This is a genomic window from Hydrogenophaga palleronii (assembly GCF_031457455.1).
In the GTDB taxonomy this organism is placed as follows: Bacteria; Pseudomonadota; Gammaproteobacteria; order Burkholderiales; family Burkholderiaceae_C; genus Hydrogenophaga; species Hydrogenophaga palleronii_A.
Map to the genome: position 1 here is coordinate 73,926 of NZ_JAVDWU010000008.1, position 24,145 is coordinate 98,070.

The 24,145-nt window shown below is 64.3% G+C and carries 19 protein-coding genes and 1 pseudogene; 7 read left to right on the forward strand and 13 right to left on the reverse strand.

The window, feature by feature from the left end; all coding sequences use genetic code 11:
- Window positions 1-7: 7 nt before the first annotated feature.
- The 8 genes from yjfF to J2W49_RS18000 all read right to left on the reverse strand — a co-directional run bounded on the left by yjfF (window position 8) and on the right by J2W49_RS18000 (window position 10,361).
- Window positions 8-1,039, reverse strand: a complete 1,032-nt coding sequence (gene yjfF / locus J2W49_RS17965) for a galactofuranose ABC transporter, permease protein YjfF (protein ID WP_405001047.1) — start codon at window positions 1,037-1,039, stop codon at window positions 8-10.
- A complete protein-coding gene (locus J2W49_RS17970; RefSeq protein ID WP_310319407.1) occupies window positions 1,036-2,085 on the reverse strand; it encodes an ABC transporter permease in 1,050 nt (349 codons plus the stop codon). Before J2W49_RS17970 ends, yjfF begins: the two co-directional genes overlap by 4 nt.
- Complete coding sequence (locus J2W49_RS17975; RefSeq protein ID WP_310319410.1) at window positions 2,078-3,604, reverse strand: sugar ABC transporter ATP-binding protein; 1,527 nt, start codon at window positions 3,602-3,604, stop codon at window positions 2,078-2,080. Before J2W49_RS17975 ends, J2W49_RS17970 begins: the two co-directional genes overlap by 8 nt.
- 1 nt (window position 3,605) lies before the next feature.
- Entirely contained in the window at window positions 3,606-4,820 is a 1,215-nt protein-coding gene (gene mmsB / locus J2W49_RS17980) for a multiple monosaccharide ABC transporter permease (RefSeq protein ID WP_310319414.1), read from the reverse strand.
- A 310-nt stretch (window positions 4,821-5,130) separates the two neighbouring features.
- Window positions 5,131-6,648: a multiple monosaccharide ABC transporter ATP-binding protein gene (gene mmsA / locus J2W49_RS17985; RefSeq protein WP_310319416.1), complete on the reverse strand. Its 1,518-nt coding sequence runs from the start codon at window positions 6,646-6,648 to the stop codon at window positions 5,131-5,133.
- Window positions 6,649-6,750: 102 nt separating this feature from the next.
- Complete coding sequence (gene chvE / locus J2W49_RS17990; RefSeq protein WP_310319419.1) at window positions 6,751-7,818, reverse strand: multiple monosaccharide ABC transporter substrate-binding protein; 1,068 nt, start codon at window positions 7,816-7,818, stop codon at window positions 6,751-6,753.
- A 75-nt stretch (window positions 7,819-7,893) separates the two neighbouring features.
- Window positions 7,894-8,859, reverse strand: coding sequence for an ABC transporter substrate-binding protein (locus tag J2W49_RS17995; RefSeq protein ID WP_310319423.1), 966 nt, complete (start codon window positions 8,857-8,859; stop codon window positions 7,894-7,896).
- Between the two features lie 50 nt (window positions 8,860-8,909).
- Window positions 8,910-10,361, reverse strand: coding sequence for an aldehyde dehydrogenase family protein (locus J2W49_RS18000; RefSeq protein ID WP_310319426.1), 1,452 nt, complete (start codon window positions 10,359-10,361; stop codon window positions 8,910-8,912).
- Window positions 10,362-10,486: 125 nt separating this feature from the next.
- Here J2W49_RS18000 and J2W49_RS18005 point away from each other — a divergent pair, with 125 nt between their 5' ends.
- Window positions 10,487-11,446 carry a LysR substrate-binding domain-containing protein gene (locus tag J2W49_RS18005; protein ID WP_310319428.1) on the forward strand — a complete coding sequence of 320 codons (960 nt, stop codon included), beginning with the start codon at window positions 10,487-10,489 and terminating at the stop codon, window positions 11,444-11,446.
- A gap of 448 nt (window positions 11,447-11,894) precedes the next feature.
- On the opposite strand, the gene J2W49_RS18010 is transcribed toward J2W49_RS18005, so the two are convergent.
- Complete coding sequence (locus tag J2W49_RS18010) at window positions 11,895-12,704, reverse strand: SDR family NAD(P)-dependent oxidoreductase (protein ID WP_310319431.1); 810 nt, start codon at window positions 12,702-12,704, stop codon at window positions 11,895-11,897.
- A 110-nt stretch (window positions 12,705-12,814) separates the two neighbouring features.
- Here J2W49_RS18010 and J2W49_RS18015 point away from each other — a divergent pair, with 110 nt between their 5' ends.
- Complete coding sequence (locus tag J2W49_RS18015; protein ID WP_405001048.1) at window positions 12,815-13,774, forward strand: SMP-30/gluconolactonase/LRE family protein; 960 nt, start codon at window positions 12,815-12,817, stop codon at window positions 13,772-13,774.
- A 13-nt stretch (window positions 13,775-13,787) separates the two neighbouring features.
- The gene (locus J2W49_RS18020; protein ID WP_310319434.1) at window positions 13,788-14,738 is read left to right on the forward strand and encodes an aldose 1-epimerase; all 951 of its coding nucleotides are present in this window, start codon (window positions 13,788-13,790) and stop codon (window positions 14,736-14,738) included.
- Here the strand turns inward: J2W49_RS18020 and J2W49_RS18025 are convergent.
- Window positions 14,714-15,676, reverse strand: a complete 963-nt coding sequence (locus J2W49_RS18025; protein ID WP_310319437.1) for a LysR family transcriptional regulator — start codon at window positions 15,674-15,676, stop codon at window positions 14,714-14,716. The genes J2W49_RS18020 and J2W49_RS18025 overlap by 25 nt on opposite strands.
- Window positions 15,677-15,830: 154 nt before the next feature.
- Between J2W49_RS18025 and J2W49_RS18030 the strand changes: the two genes are divergently transcribed.
- From J2W49_RS18030 to J2W49_RS18040, 3 genes are all read left to right on the forward strand, one after another.
- Window positions 15,831-17,339, forward strand: coding sequence for a CoA-acylating methylmalonate-semialdehyde dehydrogenase (locus tag J2W49_RS18030; RefSeq protein WP_310319440.1), 1,509 nt, complete (start codon window positions 15,831-15,833; stop codon window positions 17,337-17,339).
- Window positions 17,340-18,422: 1,083 nt separating this feature from the next.
- Entirely contained in the window at window positions 18,423-18,767 is a 345-nt protein-coding gene (locus J2W49_RS18035) for a hypothetical protein (protein WP_310319443.1), read from the forward strand.
- A 658-nt stretch (window positions 18,768-19,425) separates the two neighbouring features.
- Window positions 19,426-19,821 carry a hypothetical protein gene (locus tag J2W49_RS18040; protein WP_310319446.1) on the forward strand — a complete coding sequence of 132 codons (396 nt, stop codon included), beginning with the start codon at window positions 19,426-19,428 and terminating at the stop codon, window positions 19,819-19,821.
- Window positions 19,822-20,196: 375 nt separating this feature from the next.
- On the opposite strand, the gene J2W49_RS18045 is transcribed toward J2W49_RS18040, so the two are convergent.
- Window positions 20,197-21,657: a Fic family protein gene (locus tag J2W49_RS18045; protein WP_310319448.1), complete on the reverse strand. Its 1,461-nt coding sequence runs from the start codon at window positions 21,655-21,657 to the stop codon at window positions 20,197-20,199.
- 168 nt (window positions 21,658-21,825) lie between these two features.
- Between J2W49_RS18045 and J2W49_RS18050 the strand changes: the two are divergent.
- Window positions 21,826-22,112 (forward strand): annotated as a pseudogene (locus tag J2W49_RS18050) (aldo/keto reductase); the annotation flags it as partial.
- Window positions 22,113-22,174: 62 nt separating this feature from the next.
- Here J2W49_RS18050 and J2W49_RS18055 read toward each other — a convergent pair.
- Window positions 22,175-23,380: an aromatic ring-hydroxylating oxygenase subunit alpha gene (locus tag J2W49_RS18055; protein WP_310319452.1), complete on the reverse strand. Its 1,206-nt coding sequence runs from the start codon at window positions 23,378-23,380 to the stop codon at window positions 22,175-22,177.
- Entirely contained in the window at window positions 23,377-24,111 is a 735-nt protein-coding gene (locus J2W49_RS18060; RefSeq protein WP_310319455.1) for a (2Fe-2S)-binding protein, read from the reverse strand. The genes J2W49_RS18055 and J2W49_RS18060 overlap by 4 nt, the downstream gene beginning before the upstream one ends.
- Between the last annotated feature and the right edge of the window lie 34 nt (window positions 24,112-24,145).

The following is a 24,145-nucleotide window of genomic DNA, read 5'->3' on the forward strand; positions in this document are numbered from 1 at the left end:
GATGGGGTCACCTGGCGGCGCGGTGTGTGAGCAGGCGCTGCAGCAGGCAGAACACGAACAGCAGCACGCCAACGACGATGCGCGTCCACCAGGAACTGAGCGTGCCGTCGAAAGAAATCAGGGTCTGGATGACGCCGAGCATCAGCACGCCGAACAGCGTGCCCGCCACATAACCCACGCCGCCCGTGAGCAAGGTGCCGCCGATCACCACGGCGGCGATCGCGTCCAGCTCCATGCCCACCGCGTGCAGGCCGTAGCCGGAGAGCATGTAGAAGGTGAACACCACACCGGCCAGCGCGGAACAGAAACCCGAGAGCGTGTACACGCCCACCAATGTGCGGCGCACCGGCAGGCCCATCAGCACGGCCGAATGCTCGCTGCCGCCCACGGCGTACACCACGCGCCCGAAGGATGTGCAGTGGGCGATGAACACCGCCACCAGCAGCACGACGATGGCGATCACCGCACCCAGCGACAGCGAAGCGCCTTCCCACAGCGTGAGGCGCCACAGTGCCATTTCTGTGTACGGCTCGTTGGAGATACTGATGGAGTCGATGCTGATGAGGTAGCACAGACCACGCGCCAGGAACATGCCGGCCAGGGTCACGATGAAGGGCTGCAGCCGGAAGCGTTCGATGAGGAAACCCATGAACGCACCGAAGGCCGTGCCCATGAGCAGCACCAGCGGAATCGCCTGCCAGACGCTCCAGCCCCGGTGCTCCACCAGCGCCGCCAGGACCATGGTGCTCAGTGCCACCACCGACCCCACCGACAGGTCAATGCCGCCGGAGAGGATCACGAAGGTCATGCCCACCGCAACGATGATCAGGAACGCGTTGTCGATCAGCAGGTTGAGGAACACCTGCGCCGAGAAGAAGCCGGTGTAGAGCACCGAGCCCATGGTGGCCATGGCCACGAACAGCGAGATGGTGGCGATCAGGGGCAGGTACTTGGCATTCAGGCGCGAAGGCGGCGCCGGTGTGGCTTGTGTGGCGGGCATCGCTTGCATGCGACCCGCGGATTCGGGCACGGCGCTCATGAACGGCTCCCGGTCGGGTCTGGGCGCCGCATCAATGCGCCCACCTGGGAACGGAACTCGCTCGACTGCAGCAGCACCACCACGAACACCACCACGGCCTTGACGACCAGGTTGATTTCGGGCGGCACGCCCAGTGAGTAGATGGCGTAGGTCAGGGTCTGGATGATGAGCGCGCCAATCACGCTGCCCACCAGACTGAAGCGCCCGCCGGTGAGGGCCGTGCCGCCCAGCGTCACAGCCAGGATGGCATCCAGTTCCAGCAACTGACCGGCGTTGTTGCCGTCGGCGCTTTTCACGTTGGAGCTGATGAGCAGGCCCGCGATGCCGGCACACACGCCGCAGAAGGTGTACGCGGCCACGATCAGCCGGCGCGAACGAACACCGGCCACGCGCGCGGCCGTGGGGTTGATGCCCACGGCCTGGATGAACAGGCCCAGGGCCGTGCGCGTGACGGCCAGGTACAGCGCCAGGAAGACACCCGCCACGATGAACACGGAGAAGGGCAGGCCCATCAGGTAGCCACCGCCCAGGAAGAAGAAGGGCTTGTAGTAGATGGTGATGATCTGCCCGTCGGTGATGAGCTGGGCAATGCCGCGCCCGGCCACCATCAGGATCAGCGTGGCGATGATGGGCTGCATCCCTACCTTGGCCACCAGCGCACCGTTCCAAAGGCCGCACAGCGCGGCCACGCTCAGCGCGCCCAGGATGGCCAGGGGCATGGGAAAGCGCGTCTCCGTGCCGGCCACCGATCCACCGATCATCCAGGCCGCCACGGCCGCCGAAATGGCCACCACCGCACCCACCGAGATGTCGATGCCACGCGTGGCGATCACCATCGTCATGCCCAGCGACACCAGTACCAGCGGCGCGGCGCGGTTGAGGATGTCGATCAGGCTGCCGTAGAGGTGGCCATCGCGCCATTCGATTTGCAGGAAGCTGCTGTTGAAGGCGGTGTTCACGACCAGCAGCAGCACCAGCGTGATCAGCGGCCAGGCCAGGTGGTGGCGCATGGCAGCACCCAGGAGAGAACGAGGTGCTTCAGACATGTTCAGCGGCAATCATTTCGTACACGGCGTCTTCGCTGCTGCCGGCAGGGAGTTCCCCTACCTTGCGGCGGTCGCGAAGCACCACGATGCGGTGCGCCACGCGCACCACCTCGCTCATTTCGGAAGAGATGAACAGAACCGCCATGCCGGCCTGGGCCAGGCGCATGATCTGTTCCATGATTTCCTGCTTGGCGGCCACGTCGATGCCGCGCGTGGGTTCGTCCAGAATCAGCAGACGCGGCTCAATCGCAAGCCAGCGCGCCAGGATGGCCTTTTGCTGGTTGCCGCCCGAGAGCAGGCCGATGGGCTTGTCCACGCTTTCGGTCTTGATGCCCAGCAGCTTCACGTAGCGTTCGGCAATGGCGGTCTGTTCGGCACGCGAGAGGAACTTGCCCACGCCCATGCGCGCCTGCAACGCCAGCGCGATGTTCTCGCGCACGGAAAGCTCGGCCACGATGCCGTCGGTCTTGCGTTCTTCCGGGCACAGTGCCAGACCCTGGCGGATCGCGTCCATGGGGTTGGAGAACGTCACCGTCTGGCCGTCGATGCGCAGCACGCCGCGGTCTGGCGATTCCAGGCCGAACAGCAAGCGCGCCAGTTCGGTGCGGCCAGAACCCAGCAGGCCTGCGAGGCCCACCACTTCGCCAGCGCGCACCCGCAGGTCCATCGCCTGCAACTGGCCGCTCTGGCCCAGACCTTCGGTTTGCAGCAAGGCCGGGCCGACCTCGTCGAACACGGGTGAAACCGAAGCCTCAGTGGACTGCGCGGCCAGATCGCGGCCCAGCATGGCTGCGATCAGCGCCTGCGGCCCCAGCTCGGCCACCGGCCATTCACCCACCCAGCTGCCGTTGCGCAGCACGGTGATGCGGTCGGAAATGGCGTAGACCTGGTTCAGGAAGTGCGTGACGAAAACAATGGCCAGGCCTTCACTTCGCAGGCGGCGCAACACCTCGAACAACTTCTGCACCTCGTCGTCGTCCAGGCTGGAAGTGGGCTCGTCCAGGATCAGCACACGCGATTCAATGCTCAACGCTCGTGCGATCGCCACCAGCTGCTGCACGGCCACCGGGTAGTCGGACAACAAGCGCGTCACGTCGATGTCCAGCCCGATGCGCGCCACCAGGTCGCGCGCGCGCTGGTTCACCGTGGCCCAGTCGATGCGAAAGCCCTGGGTGATGCCGTGTCGAGGGTAGCGGCCGGCAAAGATGTTCTCGGCCACCGACAGGTTGGGGCAGAGGTTGACTTCCTGGTACACGGTGCTGATGCCCATGCTCTGGGCGGCGAGCGGCGAGTTTGGCCAAACCGTTTCGCTTCCTAACCGCATCTGCCCTGCGCTGGCCTCAATCACACCCGTCAGCACCTTGATCAGCGTGGACTTGCCCGCCCCGTTCTGCCCCATCAGCGCGTGGATCTCACCGGGGTACAGGCGCAACTGCACATCGCTCAGCACCGGAATCCCGGAGAAGTCTTTATTGATGCCCGTGAGTTCGAGAACGGGGACGGCGTGAGTTGTTCTCATCTCAAGCCTTGTTTTTGTTGTAGACGTCCACCAGCACAGCCGCCAGCAGCACCACGCCCTTGATCACCTGCTGGTAGTCGATACCGATGCCCAGGATGGACATGCCGTTGTTCATCACGCCCATGATGAAAGCGCCAATGACAGCCCCCATCACCTTGCCCACGCCACCCGATGCCGATGCCCCGCCGATGAAGCAGGCGGCAATCACGTCGAGCTCGAAGCCCAGGCCTGCCTTGGGGGTGGCGGTGTTCAGGCGCGCGGCAAACACCAGGCCGGCCAGCGCGGCCAGTACGCCCATGTTGACAAAAGCGTAGAACGACAACCGTTCGGTCTTGATGCCCGAGAGCTTGGCCGCCTTTTCGTTGCCGCCCAGGGCATAGATGCGCCGGCCGATGGTGGTGCGGCTGGTGACGAAGTTGTAGAGCACGATCAGCAGGGCCATCACGATCAGCACATTGGGCAGACCGCGGTAGGAAGCCAGCATGTAGCTCAGTCCGATCAGCAGCGCCGCGAAGACCGCGTTCTTCAACACGAACAGGGCCATGGGCTCGACATGCACCCCGTGCCGGACCCGGTTGGCCCGTGCGCGCACGCCAGCCACGGCGAGGGCGGCGGCCACGCCCACACCCAGCAGCAGCGAGGTCACGCGCAGGCCTTCGGCGGAAAACACATCCGGAATGAAGCCGGCGCTCAGCAACTGGAAGTTGTCGGGGAATGGCCCCACCGACTGCCCGGCCAGCAGCGCCAGCGCCAGGCCCTTGAACACCAGCATGCCGGCCAGCGTGACGATGAAAGAAGGAATGTGCGAATAGGCCACGAACCAGCCCTGCATGGCACCGATCAGGCCGCCGCACAGCAGGCACACCATGGACGCCGGCACGAAATGCCAGTTGTAGTTCACCATCAGCACCGCGGCCAGTGCGCCAATGAAGCCACACACCGAGCCCACCGACAGGTCGATATGGCCCGCCACGATCACCAGCAGCATCCCCAGCGCCATGATGACGATGTAGCTGTTCTGCAGCACCAGATTGGTCAGGTTCAACGGCTGCATCAGCGTGCCGTCGGTCATGTACTGGAAGAACGCCATGATCAGCACCAGCGTGATCAGCATGCCGTACTCACGGGTGTTGTGCTTGAGGTGGTCGAGCAGCGATTTGTCGCTGCCTGGTGCGGCTTGTTCGGGTGCCATGGTGGCGGTGGGAGTGGGTGTCATCTGGCTTGTCTCATTCATTCTTTGCTCAATACGTCACCATCGAACGAGCAGCAACTGCAAGGGAGAAGGAAGGAGCTCCGGATGCAGGCTCCTCACCCCAGCCCTCTCCCCAGAGGGGCGAGGGAGTGAAGGTACGTTCGCCTGAGAGGTAGTCTGACCCCGCCTCCCGAGCATTCATATGAGCTATCGGTGGAGGTGGCACGGATTTGTCCAGGGCCACCGTGGAACTGGCTTTGCCAGGCCACGGGTGGCGTCCCCCTCCCGCGGGAGAGGGGGACGGCGCGAAGCGACGCAGGGGGTGATTCATTCCTTAGCCACCCTTCACAATCGCCCGCATGATCTTCTCCTGCGAAGCCTCAGCAGTCGCCATCTCCGCCACAAACCGCCCCTCGTTCATCACATAAAGCCGGTCCGTGATGCCCAGCAACTCAGGCATTTCAGAAGAAATCACGATCACGCATTTACCCTCGGCCGCCAGCTGGGCGATCAAGGTGTAGATCTCGTACTTGGCGCCCACATCAATGCCGCGCGTGGGCTCGTCGAGGATGAGCACCTCGGGACGGGTGAACAGCCATTTGCCCAGCACCACCTTCTGCTGGTTGCCGCCGGAGAGGTTGAGGGTTTTCTGGTCCACGCCCGAGCAGCGGATGCGCAGCTTCGCCCGGTAGTCCTCTGCCACCCGGTGCTCGCGCCCGCTGTCGATCACGGTGGCCGACGACACACCGGCCAGATTGGCCAGCGACACGTTGAACTGGATGTCTTCGCTGAGCACCAGGCCGTTGCCCTTGCGGTCTTCGGTCACGTAAGCCAGGCCGTGGCGCACGGCTTTTTCGACCGTGCTCACGTCGATGGGCGTGCCGTGCAGCAACACCTCGCCGCTGATGCGCTGACCCCATGAGCGGCCAAAGATGCTCATGGCCAGTTCGGTGCGGCCGGCGCCCATGAGCCCGGCAATGCCCACGATCTCGCCTTTGCGCACCTGCAGGTCAATGCCCTTGATGAATTCGCGATCGCTGTGGTGCGGGTGGTAGGCGCGCCAGTTGCGCACCTCGAACACGGTCTCGCCGATGTCGGGTTGGCGTTGGGGATAGCGGTCGGCCATTTCGCGGCCCACCATGGCCTGGATCACGCGGTCTTCACTCACGGGGCCGGCATGGCAGTCGAGCGAGGCCACGGTGCTGCCGTCGCGCAGCACGGTGATGGTGTCGGCCACGCGCGAAATTTCATTGAGCTTGTGGGAGATCAGGATGCAGGTGATGCCCTGGCTCTTGAGTTCCAGCAGCAGGTCCAGCAGCGCCTGGCTGTCGTTTTCGTTGAGGCTGGCGGTGGGTTCGTCCAGGATCAGCAGTCTGACCTTGCGCGACAAGGCCTTGGCGATTTCCACCAGTTGCTGCTTGCCCACGCCCAGATGGGTGATCAGTGTTTCGGGTGATTCCCTGAGACCCACCTTTCTGAGCAGGGCCTGCGTCTGGCTGTGGGCGGCCATCCAGTCGATGACGCCAAACTGGGCCGTTTCATTGCCCAGAAAGATGTTCTCTGCGATGGACAGCAGCGGCACCAGCGCCAGTTCCTGGTGGATGATGATCACGCCCAGGTGTTCGCTGTCGCGGATGCCGTCGAAGTGGCGCACCTGGTCTTCGAACACGATGTCGCCCTCGTAGCTGCCATGGGGGTAGACGCCAGAGAGCACCTTCATCAGCGTGGACTTGCCGGCGCCGTTTTCACCCACGATGGCATGGATCTCGCCGGCGCGCACGCTCAGGTTCACCTGGTTGAGGGCCACCACCCCGGGGAAAGTCTTGCGGATGTTCCGCATTTCGAGAAGCATGGTCGGGACAGTCTGGGCGGTCTTGAAACAACGGAGCAGCCAACGCAGCGACCCGCCTGCAACGACCCTGGCGGGCCGCCGCAGGCGAGGCCATGTGGACGCTTATTTGATCTGCGATTCCTTGTAGTAGCCGCTGCCCACCAGCACGGGTTGCCAGTTGGACGCATCGACCGACACCGGCTTGAGCAGGTAGGAAGGCACCACCTTCACGCCGTTGTTGTAGGTCTTGGTGTCGTTGATCTCGGGCTGCTTGCCAGAGAGCGTGGCGTCCACCATGTTGGCGGCGACCTTGGCCAGTTCCCGCGTGTCCTTGAACACGGTGGAGAACTGCTCACCCTTGAGGATGGATTTCACCGAAGGCACTTCCGCGTCCTGACCGCTGACCACCGGGCAGGGTTGCTGCGCAGTGCAGTAGCCCACGCCCTTGAGCGAAGACAGGATACCGATCGACAGACCGTCGTAGGGCGAGAGCACGGCGTGCAGCTTCTCCTTGCCGTAGAAGGCCGAGAGCAGGTTGTCCATGCGCGCCTGCGCCACCGCACCGTCCCAGCGCAGCGTGCCCACCTTGTTCATGCCGGTCTGCTTGCTGCGCACCACCAGCTTGCCGCTGTCGATGTACGGTTGCAGCACGCTCATGGCGCCGTCGTAGAAGAAGAAGGCGTTGTTGTCGTCGGGTGAGCCGCCGAAGAGTTCGATGTTGAAGGGGCCCTTGCCCTGTTTCAGACCGATCTTGTCCACGATGGAGTTGGCTTGCAGCACCCCGACCTGGAAGTTGTCGAAAGTGGCGTAGTAGTCGACGTTCTTGGAGCCCTTGATCAGGCGGTCGTAGGCGATGACCTTGACGCCCTTGTCGGCCGCGCTCTGCAGCACGCGAGAGAGCGTGGTGCCGTCGATGGAGGCGATCACCAGCACCTTGGCGCCCTTGGTGATCATGTTTTCAATCTGCGCGAGCTGGTTGGGAATGTCGTCTTCCGCGTACTGTAGGTCGGTCTTGTAGCCACGCTCCTTGAGCACCTTGACCATGTTGTCGCCGTCGGCGATCCAACGGGCTGACGACTTGGTGGGCATGGAAATGCCGATGGTGCCCTTGTCCTGCGCGAGCAGCGGCGAGATGCCGATGCCACCCAGGGCCATGGCGACCACCAGGGCCTTGAGGGTTGTGCGTTTCATGTCTTGTCTCCGGTCTTTTGGGAAAAATGCGCACCCGGGAAGGTGCGCGGGGTTGAGGGCGATCCGTGGGCCGGATCAGTACTTGCGCGAGGGGAATTCCTTGGCGGCGGTTTCCATGGGGAAGATGCCTTCTTCGGTCACGATGCGCTTGGGCACCGACTTGCCGGCCATGATGTCCTTCACGGCGGTCATCAGCTGCGGGCCGAGCAGCGGGCTGCATTCCACGCTCACATTGAGCTTGCCGGCAATCATGGCTTCAAAGGCGCCTTTCACCGCGTCGATGGAGATGATGATGATGTCCTGGGCGGGCTTCATGCCGGCTTCTTCAATGGCCTGGATCGCGCCGATGGCCATGTCGTCGTTGTGCGCGTAGAGCACGTTGATCTTCTTGCCCTCGGCCTTGAGGAATGCTTCCATCACTTCCTTGCCCTTGGCGCGGGTGAAGTCGCCGGTCTGCGAGCGGATGATCTTGAACTTTGGATCGGCCTTGATGATTTCTTCAAAACCCTTCTTGCGGTCGATGGCCGGGGCCGAGCCCACCGTGCCTTGCAGTTCGACGATGTTGACCTCGCCCTTCTGGTCCTTCATCTTTTCAACCAGCCAGCGGCCGGCCTTGCGGCCTTCTTCCACGAAGTCCGAACCCATGAACGACACATACAGCGAGGTGTCCTTGGTGTTCACCGCGCGGTCGGTCAGCACCACCGGGATCTTGGCGGCCTTGGCTTCGCGAAGCACCGGCTCCCAGCCCGACTCCACCACCGGCGAGAACGCGATCACGTCCACCTTTTGTGCGATGAAGGAACGGATCGCCTTGATCTGGTTTTCCTGCTTCTGCTGGGCATCAGAGAACTTGAGTTCAATACCGGCCTCTTTGGCGGCCGACTTGATGGATTCGGTGTTGGCGGTGCGCCATTCGCTTTCGGCGCCCACCTGGCTGAAGCCCAGCACGATGGGCTTTTGTGCCCAGACGGTGCCCGGCAGCAGGGCGGCAAGTGGTGCAGCGGCGATGGCTGCGGCAACGGTACGGCGATTCAGTTTCATGGTTTTGTCTCCTGGTTGAATGGGAAAGTCGCTGGCGGTGATGGAGTCCGTCAGGCCAGCATGTAGCCGGTCTTGACGGTGGTGTAGAACTCGACCGCGTAGCGGCCCTGTTCACGCGAGCCGTGGCTCGATTCCTTGCGTCCGCCAAAGGGCACATGAAAGTCGACCCCTGCGGTGGGCAGGTTGACCATGGTCATGCCGGCTTCGGCGTGGCGCTTGAAATGCATGGCGTGCTTGAGCGAGGTGGTGCAGATGCCTGCGCACAGCCCGAAGGGTGTGTCGTTGGCCAGCGCCAGTGCGTGTTCGTAGTCGTCGGCGCGCAGCACGCAGGCCACCGGACCAAAGATCTCCTCGCGGGCAATGCGGTGCTGGGGCTGCGCCAAGAACAGCGCCGGGCTCATGTAGTGGCCCGGTGTGGCGCGCTCCAGCCGCTCACCGCCCCAGACATGTTCGGCACCCTCATTGCGGCCGATCTCGATGTACGACAGGTTCTGCTCCAGTTGCGCGCCGTCCACCACCGGTCCCATTTCAATACCGCGCTCCAGCGCATGGCCCACCTTGAGCGCCATCAGGCGCTGCCGCAACCGCGCCACGAAGGCATCGTGCACGCTGCTTTCCACAATCAGCCGGCTCGACGCCGTGCAGCGCTGGCCGGTCGAGAAGTACGACCCCTGCAGTGCGCATTCAATGGCCTGGTCGAAGTCGGCGTCGGCCAGCACCACCAGCGGGTTCTTGCCGCCCATTTCCAGCTGTACCTTGGCCCGTCGCGCCGTGGCCGCCTGCAGGATGCGCTCGCCGGTGGACACCGATCCGGTGAAGCTCAGTGCGTTGACCAGCGGGTGGTCCACCAGCGTTTGCCCCACCTGGCGGCCGCTGCCCATGACCAGGTTGAACACGCCCGCGGGCAGCCCGCAGCGGCTGATGATCTCGGCCAGCGCCCAGCCACAGGCCGGCACCAGCTCGGCCGGCTTGAAGACCACGGTGTTGCCGTAGGCCAGGGCCGGCGCGATCTTCCAGGCCGGAATGGCAAAGGGAAAGTTCCACGGCGCGATGATGCCCACCACGCCCACGGGTTCGCGGGTCACGTCGACCTGCACACCCTGGCGCACAGACGCCATCACCTCACCGGGAATGCGCAACGCCTCGCCGGCAAAGAACTTGAAGATCTGGCCGGCACGGGCCACTTCGGCCACCGATTCGGGCAGCGTCTTGCCTTCTTCGCGGGCCAGCAGCGTGCCCAGCTCGTCCTTGCGGGCCAGCAGCTCGCTGCCGATCTGGTCCAGCACGTCGGCCCGGCGCTGTGGTGTGCTGTGGCGCCAGTGGGGCAGGGCGTCGGCGGCCGCGCGGATGGCGGATTCGGTCTGGTTCTTGTCGCCGCGGGCGTATTCGGCCACCACTTCGCGGGTGTCCGACGGGTTCGTGCTCACCCCGGTGGTGGTGCCACCCTCCCAGCGCCCGTTGATGAAGTGCCGGGGGTTTTGCTGCATGTCGCCGAGTTTCATGAAGACCCTTGTTTTGTCACGGCCTGCAGTCTATTTTTGATTTTGATATCAATCCAATCGTTTTTTCGACAAAATACATATCGTTCTGAGCATTCTGGTAAACCCCTCCCCATCGCCTTCTCTCCATGAGCACCTACAACCACTGGTTCATCCGCGCCCGGCTCAAGACGCGGCAGTTGCTGCTGCTGGTGGCGCTGGCCGAAGAGGGCAACATCCATCGCGCCGCCCAGGTGCTCAGCATGACGCAGCCGGCCGCCTCCAAGCTGCTCAAGGACCTGGAGGATGTGCTGGAGGTGTCGCTGTTCGAGCGCCTGCCCCGGGGCATGCGGCCCACCTGGTATGGCGAGACCATGATCCGCCACGCGCGCATGGCGCTGGCCAACCTGAACCAGGCGCATGACGAACTCAATGCCCTGAAGACGGGCCACTTCGGGCAGGTGGGCATTGGCGCCATCACCTCACCGGGTCTGAGCCTGCTGCCGGCGGCGGTGGCCCAGGTGAAGCAGGAGCACCCCAGCCTGCGCATCTCGCTGGATATTGAAACCAGCCCGGTGCTGCTGGACCGGCTGGAGCAGGGCAAGCTCGACATCGTGGTGGGCCGATTGTTTGCCGAACACGACAAGACCCACCTGCGCTACGAGCCGCTGACCGAAGAAATGGTGTGTGCGATCACCCGCCCTGGTCACCCGCTGGCCGGCATGAGCGGGCTCACGCTGCGCGATGTGGTGGCCGCTGGCTGGATCGTGCCGCCCGCCGGCAGCGTGCTGCGGCACCGCTTCGACCTTATGTTCCAGCAAGACGGCCTGGCACCACCCCTGAACATCATCGAAACGTCTTCCCTGCTGTTCACCACCCGCATGCTGCAGCAAAGCGACATGGTGGCCGTGCTCGCGGCCGACGTGGCGCACTACTACGCCGCCTACGGCATGGCCACCGTGCTGCCACTGGCCATGCCCTGCCACATGGACGCTTTTGGTCTCATCACCCGCAGCGACCGGCTGCTTTCACCGGCGGCGAAGGTGATGATGAAGGCGCTCAAGCAGATCAGCCTGGTGCAGTATGGGAGGCGGTTGGAGGTGGAGTGAAACACCTCTTTTGCGGGTGGACCTTTCTTGGTTCCTGATGCTTGGCTTGGCCGGGTCTCGGCCCGGCGGCCGAGGTACTGTTCTTTTGCTTCGCCAAAAAAAGTACCCAAAGAAAAGGCGAGCCGAAGTCCGGGGCCCTGCGGGCTTCCTTGCGCTGCTCGCGTCGTGGGGGAAGTTCGCAAACTTGTCCGCTGCGCGGCCTTCGGACATGCGAATTTCTGATCCCCACGCCGCTGCGCTGCTCAGCCCGGCCACACGGCAAAGTCGGGATCGGGACCGGGATCGGACTTCCCTTCTCGGAGACCGTGCCTTTATTCCAGGGGCGACAAGGGTCCGGCTATGCCGGCCCGAGCCGCCGTCCCCCCTCCAAGCCGAAGGCGCAAGGGAGGGGGGAAGCCGCGTCAGCGGCGCAGGGGGGTGAGCTCTAACACCAGGGGGTGTTCTCGTGCTATGCCCACCCCGCGTCTACCTTGAACTCTTGGGCAGTGCACATCGCCGCATCGTCCGACGCCAGAAACAGCACCATGCGTGCGATGTCGTGCGGCTGCAGCTTGTCGGGCAGGCACTGGTTGCGCTGGATCTCCTGTTCGCCCTCGGCGTCGAGCCAGAGCTTGATCTGGCGTTCGGTCATGACCCAGCCCGGCGACACGGTGTTGATGCGGATGCGGTCGACGCCCAGCGGTTTGGCCAGGCCCCGGGTCAGGCCATTCACTGAAGACTTGGCAATCGCGTAGCAGGGGTAGGCGCCGCCTTTGCTCTGCCAGCCGGTGGACCCGAGGTTGATCACCGAACCGCCGCCCAGCCGCCGCATGCCGGGCACCACGGTCTGGATCGCAAAAAAGGCCGGGCGCTCGTTGATCGCCATGCGTTCGTCGTAGTAGTCCGGCGTCACGGATTCCAGGGTGTGCCGGTCGTCACTGGCCACGTTGTTGACCAGGACGGCGAAATCGCCCAGTTCGGCGGCGGCGTCGGCAATGGCGGTCTGCAAGGCACCGATGTTGCGCACGTCGCAGGTGCGCCACCATGGCCCTGGGTGTCCTGCGTCGGCCAGTCGCTGAACCAGGGCTTCGCTGGCCTGCTGGGCCACGTCCACGAAGGCCACGCGCGCGCCTTGTTCGGCAAACGCCGCCACGATGGCCGCTCCGATGCCGCTGCCGCCGCCCGTGACAAACACGGCCCGCTGGCGCAGACTGGGAAAACTGGCCAGTGCAGGGGCCTGCCCAGATCCGGTGGAAGAAGAAGTGGAAAATTCAGTCATAGCAATATGAATATCGATTGATGGCAAAAAATTAAATTACATATATCAATTGGCGTTGATAAGATGCGCCGCGTCAAGAGGAATTCTTCGGACGGCCACAAAAACCACGCATGGAGACGCACCTGAATCACCCGAAGAAACCCGCCGCCGATGTGTCCGCGTCGACCGTCAAGAAGCCGACGATGGGCTCGGTGCGCTGCCTGCACGCGGCGGGCGCCGAGCTGGGCGAAGGCCTGATGTGGTCGGCGCGTGAGCAGGTGCTCTACTGGGTCGACATTCTGGGCCGTCGCCTGCATTGCCTGGAACCCCTCAGCGGCATCCACACCCATTGGGACTTTGCAGAAGAGATCTCGGCCGTGGCCGAACGCCGGGAGCGCGCCGGCCTCATCATCACCTTGCGCAGAGGCTTCGCCCTGTTCGATCCGGCCACCGACGCCGAACCGACCTACCTGTACCAACCTGCCGAAGAACCCCCGGGCAACCGTTTCAACGACGGCAAGTGTGATGCACAGGGCCGTTTCTGGGCCGGCACCATGGACTTCGCCTGCGAAGCCCCCACCGGCGCGCTGTATAGGTTCGACCCCGATGGCCCATGCGTTCGCCACTCCTTGGCCTATGTCGTCACCAACGGCCCCACCTGGGCGCTCGGCGAAACGGGCCTGGGCATGTACTTCAACGACACGGTCAACGGTCGCGTGCACCGCTTCGATTTTGATCCCGCCACAGGCGCGCTGAGCAACCAGCGGCTGTGGCTGCAGCTGGCCCCCGGCGATGGCCTGCCCGACGGCATGACCACCGATGCGCTGGGCCGCATCTGGCTCGCCCACTGGGGCGCTGCCTGCGTGACCTGCCACCACCCGGTGACCGCTGAGGAGCTGGCGCGCGTGGAGTTGCCCACCAGCCACGTCACCAACTGCACCTTTGGTGGCCCCGACCTGCACACGCTCTTCATTTCCACCGCCCGCACCGGACTCACGCCGGAACAGCTTGCCGCCGAGCCGCTGGCTGGTGGGCTGTTTGCCGTTCTGGTCGATTGCCCGGGCCTGCCAGCGAACATGTTTGCAGGCTAGAGGAAGCCCCCCCATGACCAACACACATCACCCCATCATCTGGCTGCACCACGCTGGCCAACACCTGGGACTCGTCCCTTCACTCGGCGGCAGTGTGGCTGCCTGGCAGGCCGATCACCCTCAAGGTTCCGATGGCCGGCTGGACCTTTGGCGGCCGTGGGATGGCGTCACGCAGGACCTCTACAAGCTCGCATCCTTCCCCATGGTGCCGTGGTCGAACCGCATCAGCGGTGGCGGCTTCACGCACGACGGGCAGTTCCATCCCATGGAGCCCAACCGCGCCGGTGAGCCCTACCCCATCCACGGAGACGGCTGGCTTCAGGCCTGGTCGCACACACAGCCTGCGCCAAACGTAGCGGTGATGACGCTGCGCTCGGACGCATTTCAAGGCAGCCCCTACCACTTTGAGGCCGTGCAGACCTTCCGGCTGGTGCCGGGCGGGCTGGACCAGCGACTGGAAGTGCGGCACCTGGGCGCAGAGCCGCTGCCCTACGGCCTGGGCCTGCACCCCTGGTTCCCGCGCACGCCAGGCACGCGCGTGAGCGCGCCGGTGCAGGCGGTGTGGCTGTGTGGCAGCGATCCTTTGCCGACCGAACACACCACCGCGTTCCCTCCCACCTGGAACCTGAACGAAGGCATACCGGCTCATGGCGGTCTGATCGACAACGGCTACACCGGCTGGGGCGGCCACGCCCGCATCGAATGGCCCGAACACGGCCTGCAGCTCAGCGCGACCATGCCGGACTTCGAGCGCGATGGCGGCGCCGACCAGCACTACTGCCTCATTTACCGCCCCCCACAAGGCCCCGCGTTCTGCTTTGAACCCATCACCCAGCCCATTGACGCGTTCCACCTGCCGGGCCAGCCGGGCCTGCGTGTGCTGGCAAAGGGCGATTCCTTTTCGCTGAACGTGCAGTGGCAGTTCAGCCCATTGACTGGTCAGGCACCTACGTCGAAACCCTGAGCCAGCGCCTCCCGCAAGTACGCCACCAGCGCCGTGACCGCGCGTGGCACATGCGCGGAATAGGGGCGAATGGCGTAGATCTGGCCGGCGTATGGCCCCACGGGCCTCCAGCCGGGCAGCACCCGCACCAGCTTGCCGGCCTGCAGGCTGGCCTGGGCGCTGAAATCCGGCAGCAGGGCAATGCCCAGCCCGGTCAGCGCGGCGTCGCGCAGCGCTTCGCTGTTGTTGGCCGCCAGCGAGCCCGACACGCGCACGGCGATGCGTTCGGCTGCAGCTGTGGCGACAGCGCCTGCCGGTTCCAGCGTCCACACTGGTGTGTCTTGTGAGCGTGGGTAGTGCAGGCAGTTGTGCTGCGCAAGGTCACCGGGCGCAGCGGGCGTGCCGTGCCTGCGCAGGTAGGCGCGGGTGGCCACCAGCACCGACTGGGTTTTGCACAGCGTCCAGGCTACGTGGGTGTCGGGCGGGGCGGCCGTGTGGCGAATGGCCAGGTCAAAACCTTCGGTGGCCAGTGAAGACAGCCGGTCCGACAGGTCCAGCTCCAGCCGCACCTCGGGGTATTCGCGAAGAAAGCCGGCCAGGTGCGGCACCAGTTGCTGCCGCGCCAGCGCCACCGGCGCCGTGACCCGCAACAGTCCACGCGGCGCGCCAGCGGCGTCGCGCACTTGGGCGAAGCTCTGGGCAATGTGATCGAACGAGGCCCGGGTGTCGTCCACCAGGCGCTGACCAGCTTCGGTCAGGCGCACGCTGCGGGTGGTACGCTGCACCAGCGCCACACCCGCCATGCGCTCCAGCTCGGCCATGCGCTGGCTCATGGCCGCCTTGCTCACGCCCAGCCGGGCGGCAGCCGCCGTGTAGCTGCCTTGCTGGGCCAGCACCGTGAGCCAGTGGAAATGGCCCCAGAGTTCGTGATGGCCGTCGTGCACCTTTTGATCTTTCATAGTTCGATTGTTCACCAAACTGAACAATCCGTTCAGTGTTCCGGTCTTGTGTGGAACGGTTCGCCTTCCTACACTGGACCGATCCCGAGGGTGCTTTCGAGCTTTCGACTTTGACCGTCGCCCCACTGTGTTCCCCACCTTGTCAGGACCCACCATGACCACCGCCATCGGCCACTTCATCCAGGGCGAGCGCCACACCGGCACCAGCACCCGCGCTCAAGACGTGTTCAACCCCGCCACCGGTGCCGTCACCGGCCGCGTGGCGCTGGCCAGCGGGGCCGACGTGGCCGCCGCCGTTGCCGCCGCCCAGGCCGCCTTCCCTGCCTGGGCCGACACACCGCCCCTGCGCCGCGCGCGCGTGATGTTCAAGTTCCTGGAACTGGTGAACCAGCACAAGGACGACCTGGCCCGCATGATCACCGCCGAACACGGCAAGGTGTTCACCGACGCGCAGGGCGAGGTCTCGCGCGGCATCGACATCATCGAATTCTCCTGCGGCATCCCGCAACTGCTCAAGGGCGATTTCACCGACCAGGTCTCCACCGGCATGGACAACTGGACCCTGCGCCAGCCCCTGGGCGTGGTGGCCGGAATCACGCCGTTCAACTTCCCCGTGATGGTGCCCATGTGGATGTTCCCGGTGGCCATTGCCGCCGGCAACACCTTCGTGCTCAAGCCCAGCCCCATCGACCCCAGCGCCAGCCTGTTCATGGCCGAACTGCTGCAGCAGGCCGGCCTGCCCAACGGCGTGTTCAACGTGGTGCAGGGCGACAAGGAAGCGGTTGACGCGCTGCTGGTGCACCCGGACGTGAAAGCCATCAGCTTCGTGGGCTCCACCCCCATCGCCAACTACATCTACGAGACCGGCGCCCACCACGGCAAACGCGTGCAGGCCCTGGGCGGAGCCAAGAACCACATGGTGGTCATGCCCGACGCCGACCTGGACCAGGCGGTGGATGCGTTGATCGGCTCGGCCTACGGCAGCGCCGGCGAGCGCTGCATGGCCATTTCCGTGGCGGTGCTGGTGGGCGACGTGGCCGACCGCATCATGCCGATGCTGGTGGAGCGCACCAAAACCTTGAAGGTGCTCAACGGCACCAACCTTGCGGCCGAAATGGGGCCCATCGTCACCGCCGCCGCGCACCAGCGCATCACCGGTTACATCGAGGCCGGCGAAAAAGAGGGCGCGAAGATGCTGGTGGATGGCCGCGGCTTCGACGGTTCAAAAGCCGGCGACGGCTGCGGCCAGGGCTTCTGGATGGGCGGCACGCTGTTCGATCACGTGACCACCGACATGAAGATCTACAAGGAAGAGATCTTTGGCCCGGTGTTGAGCTGCGTGCGCGTGCCCGACTTCGCCAAGGCCGTGCAGATCATCAACGACCACGAGTTCGGCAACGGCGTGAGCTGCTTCACCCGCGACGGCAACGTGGCCCGCGAATTCGCACGCCGCATTCAGGTGGGCATGGTTGGCATCAACGTGCCCATCCCCGTGCCCATGGCCTGGCACGGTTTTGGCGGCTGGAAGAAGAGCTTGTTTGGCGACATGCACGCCTACGGCGAAGAAGGCGTGCGCTTCTATACAAAGCAGAAAAGCATCATGCAGCGCTGGCCCGAATCCATCGGCAAAGGCGCCGAGTTTGTGATGCCGACGGCAAGGTAACGACTCCCCCCTGCGCCGCTGACGCGGCTTCCCCCCTCTCTGGCGCGCCTTTAGGCGCTTGGAGGGGGGACGCACCCTGTGGCCCGGCAAAGCCGGTTCCACGGATGCCCTGGATGGCGTCATTGCGCTCCGGAAAAGTTGAACCCACTGCGCGCCTTCCAGGAGGGGGTGCCACTGGCGGCCCGGCCAAGCCGGTTCTGCATGGCACTGGTCTCAGACACTTCTGGCCTCGTTGCGCTTTGGCGTGGCGAGGCCTTTGTTTGGCTGCTTGTGTGGCGGGTCTGAGCTGGGGCGCAGGACTGCGCTCATGTCCCCCGACGGCCTGCGGTCGTCTCCTCCTTGACTTCGCTTCGCCCTTCACCCCAGCTCAGACCGGGCGAGGTGTTGGCGTGCCCACAGAAGTCAACCTGCATGCCGTGCTGTTGCGTCAGGTCGTCGTGGTCAGCTTGAAAGACTCGTATCGACCCTGAGCGGGTATCTAGCTCCGAACCCCGAACCGGTCATTGCAAACAAAGCGCAGTTGGAGATGCCCCAGCCGCCGCCCCCGAGGAGGCCATGCCTTCATGCGTCGCGTGGCGGCGCTGGAGATCGACACATGTCCCCACTGCCGAATGGGACGGCTGCGGCCGGTGCAGCTATTGCTACCGAAGGCAGTGATCGCGCCAAATCGTGCCTCTGTTCTGTCGAGCGTCACCATGAGTGCGGTGTGGCATTAGGCATTGATGAAGGGCAGGAAGTCACCGCGCGGCGCAGGCTCTGGGCCATCGTGCGCGCCGGTGGAGCCTGTGTGCGCACACGATCAGTGCCGTCGAAGCCTCCTAGCAAAGCTCCCATGATCCCCCAGGAGGTCGCACCAGCGTGATGGGCAGCACACAACGGGCCTGTCAGTCGGACTCTCCCATCGTCCGAGTCGGCGGTTGAAACTTACACTGCCCATTCAAAAAGCACGCCGCCACCTCGCGCGGTTCGGTTCCGCAAGGTTTATCAGCCGCAAAGGGAGTCCCATGTTTGATTCACACGTCGTTTCGCGGCTGATAAACGCTGTTCGTAAGGTCGCACTACAACCAACCGCGAAGGGTCGATATGACGGAGAAGATTCGATTCGAGATCCCAGATTGGGTCGACGAGGACGACTTTGAAAAGTACTTCAAAGACAATATTGACGAATACACGGACGCGCTAGACCAATCCGCAAATTCACACGATGACCGATCCCAAGTCGACGAGATAACTTTGGAAAGCATCGACTTGTATCCCGACTCGGTGACGGTGTACTACAACGTCGAGATTTCGGCCTACCACGGATGCAGAGACGTGAACTACGCAGAAACAGATGAACGCGACGTAACTGGGAGTCGAGAAGGCCGAGTGTTTATCTTTGACAAACATGTCTATCCGGCACCAAGGACACCTTTTGAAGAATTCTGAGGGGCCGCGCTGTGCGGCCCGATCCTTCAATCAGAGAGGACGTGCCCCTGGCAAGCCGGGTCGCGCGTCTCATCTCAAACGTCAGACCTCTCCTTAACTTCTGAGCAGATTATGTCCAGCACAAATACCTCCATTCCCCGATACGCGAAGATCTGCAAGCAGTGCGGCACCTTGAACGACACCGGTGACGCGCTTCCAGGAAGTGGCTGGATCGAGCTGGTGCTTTGGCTCTGCTACATCGTTCCCGGCCTCATCTATTCAATCTGGAGGCGAACAAAGAGGAACGCTGCATGTGCAGCATGCTCAAGCAGAGAACTTATTCAAGTCGGCACTCCAGCTGGTTCGCAACTACTTCGGCAGTACCACCCTGCCGCAGTCGTCAGCACGACCGGCCCGCTTCAGGCACCAATTGGCAAATCACCTCCTCCATCAGGAATGCGCATTGCAAAAGCAATTGGTCTGGTCATCGTCGTAGTCTTCGCGACCGCTTTTATAAGCGGCTGGATCTCTCGCAACGGCTAAAACATCGAAGCGAAATTGTGCCGCAGCAGCAGAGTGCGTATAGACCAGTTCTGGTGGCGAATACCGACGACTTCCGGGAGTGGACAGGCTCGGAGTCCTTCCAGCGCAAAAGTGAGGACAGACACACATTGAAGACATGAAAGAAGTCCGCAAACGCCGCCTGCGAAGGCCGCTGGCGCTGATGTCACAAGAGGAGATGCGGTCCGCGCTCGTGCGCGCCATCGTGCTTGAGTACAACAACGCCAGGCTGAAACCCTCCCCTCGCTGGGGATGGGAAAGGCCTACGTCTTTGTTCGCCTTGCGGCGCAGGCGTCTTCGCTTGGCCCTGCATTTCGCTGGCAAGTACGCGGCCGTGAGTCCCCTCTTGCTGGCGCGTCGACTACCTGCCGGCAACGACTGGCCCGGCACAAAGGAGCTTGTTTCCGCCCAGATGTTTGCCTGGGTGGAGGGCGAATGGACCCACGTCGGGTGCACCTTGCCCAACAACCACAGCTTTGAGCCTGCGCGACTGCCAATGCATCGCAAGGGCTAGGCCGCTGATCGACTGCTTTCTCTTTGGCTCACCGACTGCTCCTGGCCGAAACGGGCTCGTCCAAGTTGAATGACCGCGGCCACGCGTGTCAACCCCCGGTGTGCCGGTCCAGCAAGCGCAGGATTTCATTCATACCCTTGACTCTAGAAACGGCAGTTGATCGCGCTGTTTCCGCTGGAAATGCCCGTGAACATTGAGATTCTTGGCCACGAAGTGCTTCACCAAATGGGTGAGGGCGCTACAGGCCCGATTGAGCCGCCAGGGAGCGCGCTGGCTGCGTTGCTCCTCCTTGCGGGCAGGAGCCCACTGCGTCGTCGCGCCTTGCCAGCCAGCCCACCCCCTGACAGCCCACTCGGACCTGTGCAACTGCCATTTCTAGGTTGACACGCGCGGCCGTCCCAAGCTGCCCGTCGGCGGCCAGCCGCTTGGCTCGGAACCCGACGCACCGCCTTCCAATTGCCGCCCCTGCCAAGCAGAAAACTCCAGCGGTCGAATCCCAAACCGCACCGCATTCCCCGCGTGCAGCGACGCGAATTCAGCCAGCACCAGCGTGGTGAAGTGCGCGTGCTCGGCCGGGGGTACCGAGGCTGGGATCTTGTCCTTCACGGCCTGTTCGGTGGCGGCGTCACCTTGGCGCACGATGGCGGCGATCACCTCGGCCAGTGCGTGCCGGTGGCGCAGCCGGAAGATGTCTGGGGGTACCAGGGTCTGCTGGATCGCCACATATTGCTGGCACGAGCGTTCATAGGCCCACACGAACACGTCGCGCAGCAGCTCCACGCGGTTGAGTTCGTACACGCCCAGTATCGCGTTCACATAGGCCTGCTGCGGCACGTCGATGAAGGACAGCGGGCAGAGGTTGTGTCGGATGAACGGGATGTTGGCCGCCAGCCGTGAGACGCGCTTGTTCACGTCCTCGAAGGGCTGCAGGTAGGGCAAGTGCACCATCAAAAAGAAGGCCTGCTCGAATGGGTCAGCGATCTCTGCAGCCATTTGCACCACGATGCCCAGCAGCTCCTCCAGCCGCTGGGGCAGGGCCATGGGCAAATACACGCTGCCCCCGATTTCCACGGCGCGGCGGCGGACGCGGCCCACCGCAGTGGGGTCGGCCATCAGGCCGTCCGACAGGAAGGCGTGCAGCGCGATCAGAGTGTCGGTCTGCACGCGGGCGTTGTTGGGGCTGAGCACCAGGTACTCGATGGCCTGCTTGTGGTTCAGGATCATCTGCGTTTCCGCCGCATCCTTGCCTTCCGCCGCTTGGCCAAACTCGATCAAGCGCTCGGTGTCCAGGCGGCTGTAGGTGTTGCCCTCCAGGTGCGACGAGGCCCAGGACAGGTCGATCAGCAGCCGGTTGAGGATGTCCCTGGCGAAGGTGCCAGCTGGCGTCTGCTGTGCTGGCGAGCGGCCCAGGGCGTGCAACTGTTCGCGCAAGTCAAGCGGCAGGTAGGCCGTGTGATTGGGGTGGTATTGCTCCAGGAACGTCTGCCGATAGCCCGCCGGGCTGCGCAAATGGCGTGGCTGGGTGACGTAGGCGCGGATTTCGGCCCCTGCCGCGGAAACGGGCATTTCGTCCTGCGGTGAGGTCTGTCGCAGAGGCTGCGCTGCACCCTCGGCACGGCCGGCCGCCGGAGGCCGGCGGCGGTAGCGCGCGGTTCGGCGCTCCCCCAGCATTTCGATGCGTTGTTGTTCCACCAACAAGGCGAGGCGTCGCTGCAAGGTGCGGCGATGGTACTGTTGGTCTCCCAGCTTCTCCTCGATGGCATCAATACCCACGCCGTCGGGTTCGGTGCCGATGAGTTCGACCAGCCTGTCCAGCTCTTGGGTGACGCGTTGCATGCGGTGGGCTCCGTTGAGATCGCGGGTGTATTGCGACAAAAAACTGTCGCAATACATCTTATGCGACACAGAAGATGTCGCAAAGACCCGTTTTGCGCGGCACCGCTTCGGTTAGCGTGAAGCTACTGAGTAGAGTGTCCCTTTGCGCATTCCAAGGAGACACAACACATGTACACCGCCCATCCCCACCGCTACGACCACATGCCCTACCGCCACGTGGGCAAAAGCGGTCTCAAGCTGCCATGCTGCGCACCGCCTTTGACCTGGGCATCACACACTTCGATCTGGCTAACAACTACGGCCCGCCCTACGGCAGCGCCGAAACCAACTTTGGTGAACACCTGTGCCGCGACTTCAAGCCTTACCGCGACGAGCTGATCATTTCCAGCAAGGCTGGCTACGACATGTGGGCCGGCCCCTATGGCCAGGGCGGTGGTTCGCGCAAGTACGTGCTACTGACGAATTCTTTCGTGCCCTTCTGGACCGCATGATCGACCTGCGCCAATCGCTGGTGGTGTTAGGCAGGCTCCCCGCCGAAGGGGCCGGAAAGACGGACGCCAGGTGACGGGTCATGGATGGATGAGCCCTCCATGGCCAGCCGATACCACCCGTGGAAGTGCCGCATGCCGTCTTCCATCGGCGACTGGTACGGCCCCACCTCGGATGTGCCCCGTCGCAGCAGGGTCAGGCGGCCGGCGTCCATGCGTTCGGCGATTTCGTCGTCTTCCACCACGGTTTCCTTGTAGGCGGCCTGATGGGCTTGTACGAATTCGCGGTCGAAGGCGACGATGTCTTCGGGGTAGTAGAACTCGGTGACGTTGAGCGTTTCCTGTGGGCCCTGGGGGTGCAGGGTGGACAGCACCAGGGCGTGGGGGTAGAGCTCGATCATGTGGGTGGGGAAGTAGGTCACCCAGATGGCGCCAAAGGGGGGCGGGCGGCCTTCGCGGTAGGCCAGCAGGCGGTCGTGCCAGGCCTGGTAGACCTTGGAGCCGGGCGATTCGAGGGCATGGTGCACGCCCACGCGCTGCACGCTGAAGCTGTCGGCAAACGCCCACTCGAGGTCGTCGCAGGTCACGAAGTTGCCCAGGCCCGGGTGGAAGGGGCCGACGTGGTAGTCCTCCAGGTAGACCTCGATGAAAGTCTTCCAGTTGTAGCGGCATACATGGGTCTCGATGCGATCGAGCACGTAGCCGGAGAAGTCGAACTCGGGCCGCTGGAACAGGCTGGCCATGTCGCGCGCAGGGTCGCGCGGGCCCTCGAACAGGGCGCCGTGGCACTCTTTCAGCGCAAACCGTTGCAGGTTGGCGCAGGGTTGCTGCGCAAAGTGCGGGGCGCCCACCAGTTCGCCGTTGTTGCGGTAGGTCCAGCGATGCAGGGGGCAGACGATGTGGCCGTCCGCGCCGCCAGGCAGGTGGCCCTGGGTGCGGCGGGTGCTCACGTCGCCCGCTTCGCCGCCCAGGATCAGCGCCTGCCGGTGGCGGCAGACGTTGGACAACAGTTCCACCCCCTCGCGGCCATGCACGAGCACGCGGCCGCCGCCCTCGTGCGCCAGGGTGCGCCAGTCGCCGGGCTCGGGCACCCATTGGCGGTGGCCCACGTAGCGCGAGCTCAACCGCTCGAACATGGCCTTTTCTCGCTGGAACACGCACTCGTCGAAGTAGGCCTGGACCGGCAACTGGGGCTGGGTGGGCAGCAGGTGGGAACGTCTGACGAGGTCGTTCATGCAGCGCTCTGATGAGTAGGGGCATCGGCCAGCGATGCGGCCTGCAGCCGCCGCAGCCGCTCGGCGCGGGCCAACCGTGGGCAGGTGTCGCACAGCGAGCCGCCGTGGCGGCGGTCGTCTAGGCAGCACACCCGGCGATCGAGCGCCAGTTGCGGCGTGCCGCCCCCTGCGTCGAAGACGAGGTAGCCGCTGTCGCCGCCAGCGCCCAGCAGGCCCAGCCAGTCCGCCCCTGTGGCGATGAGGGCCGCATTGCTGAAACGAAGGCCTGGGTATCCGGTGTGGCGAGTCCATCGCTGGATGCGCAGCAGTGCGGCGAGCACGCAGTCGGCCAGCAGGCGCCGTGCGGCCTTGGGGTGCAGCGGCAAGTGGGCCTGAACGGCCCGCAGCAGCGCGTTGGTCACAGGCTGGAGTTGCCGGGCGGCCTGTTGGCGGCGCGGGCCGGCTGTGCAGGGGATGAAGTGACCCGCCGCAACGGCAAAGCCGCTCACGTCGGCCTCAGCCGTGTCCACATCCAGTTGCAGGCCGGCCAGCGGCAGGACGCCCTCGGCCAGTTCGGCGGCGATCACGCTGGCGTAGGCCGGTTGCCAGACCAGCAGGCCCCAGGCGCGCAGCGCCCAGTAGGCGCGGCCGGCCTCCGGGTATTGACCCTGCAGGGCGGTCACGAGCTGCGCGGCGCTGGCCGCCTGGTCGGCGCTGGCCCCGCGGTGGATCGAGCCGTGCAAAGCGGGCACCACCTGCCGCGCCAGCGCAAAGAAGGCTTCGAGG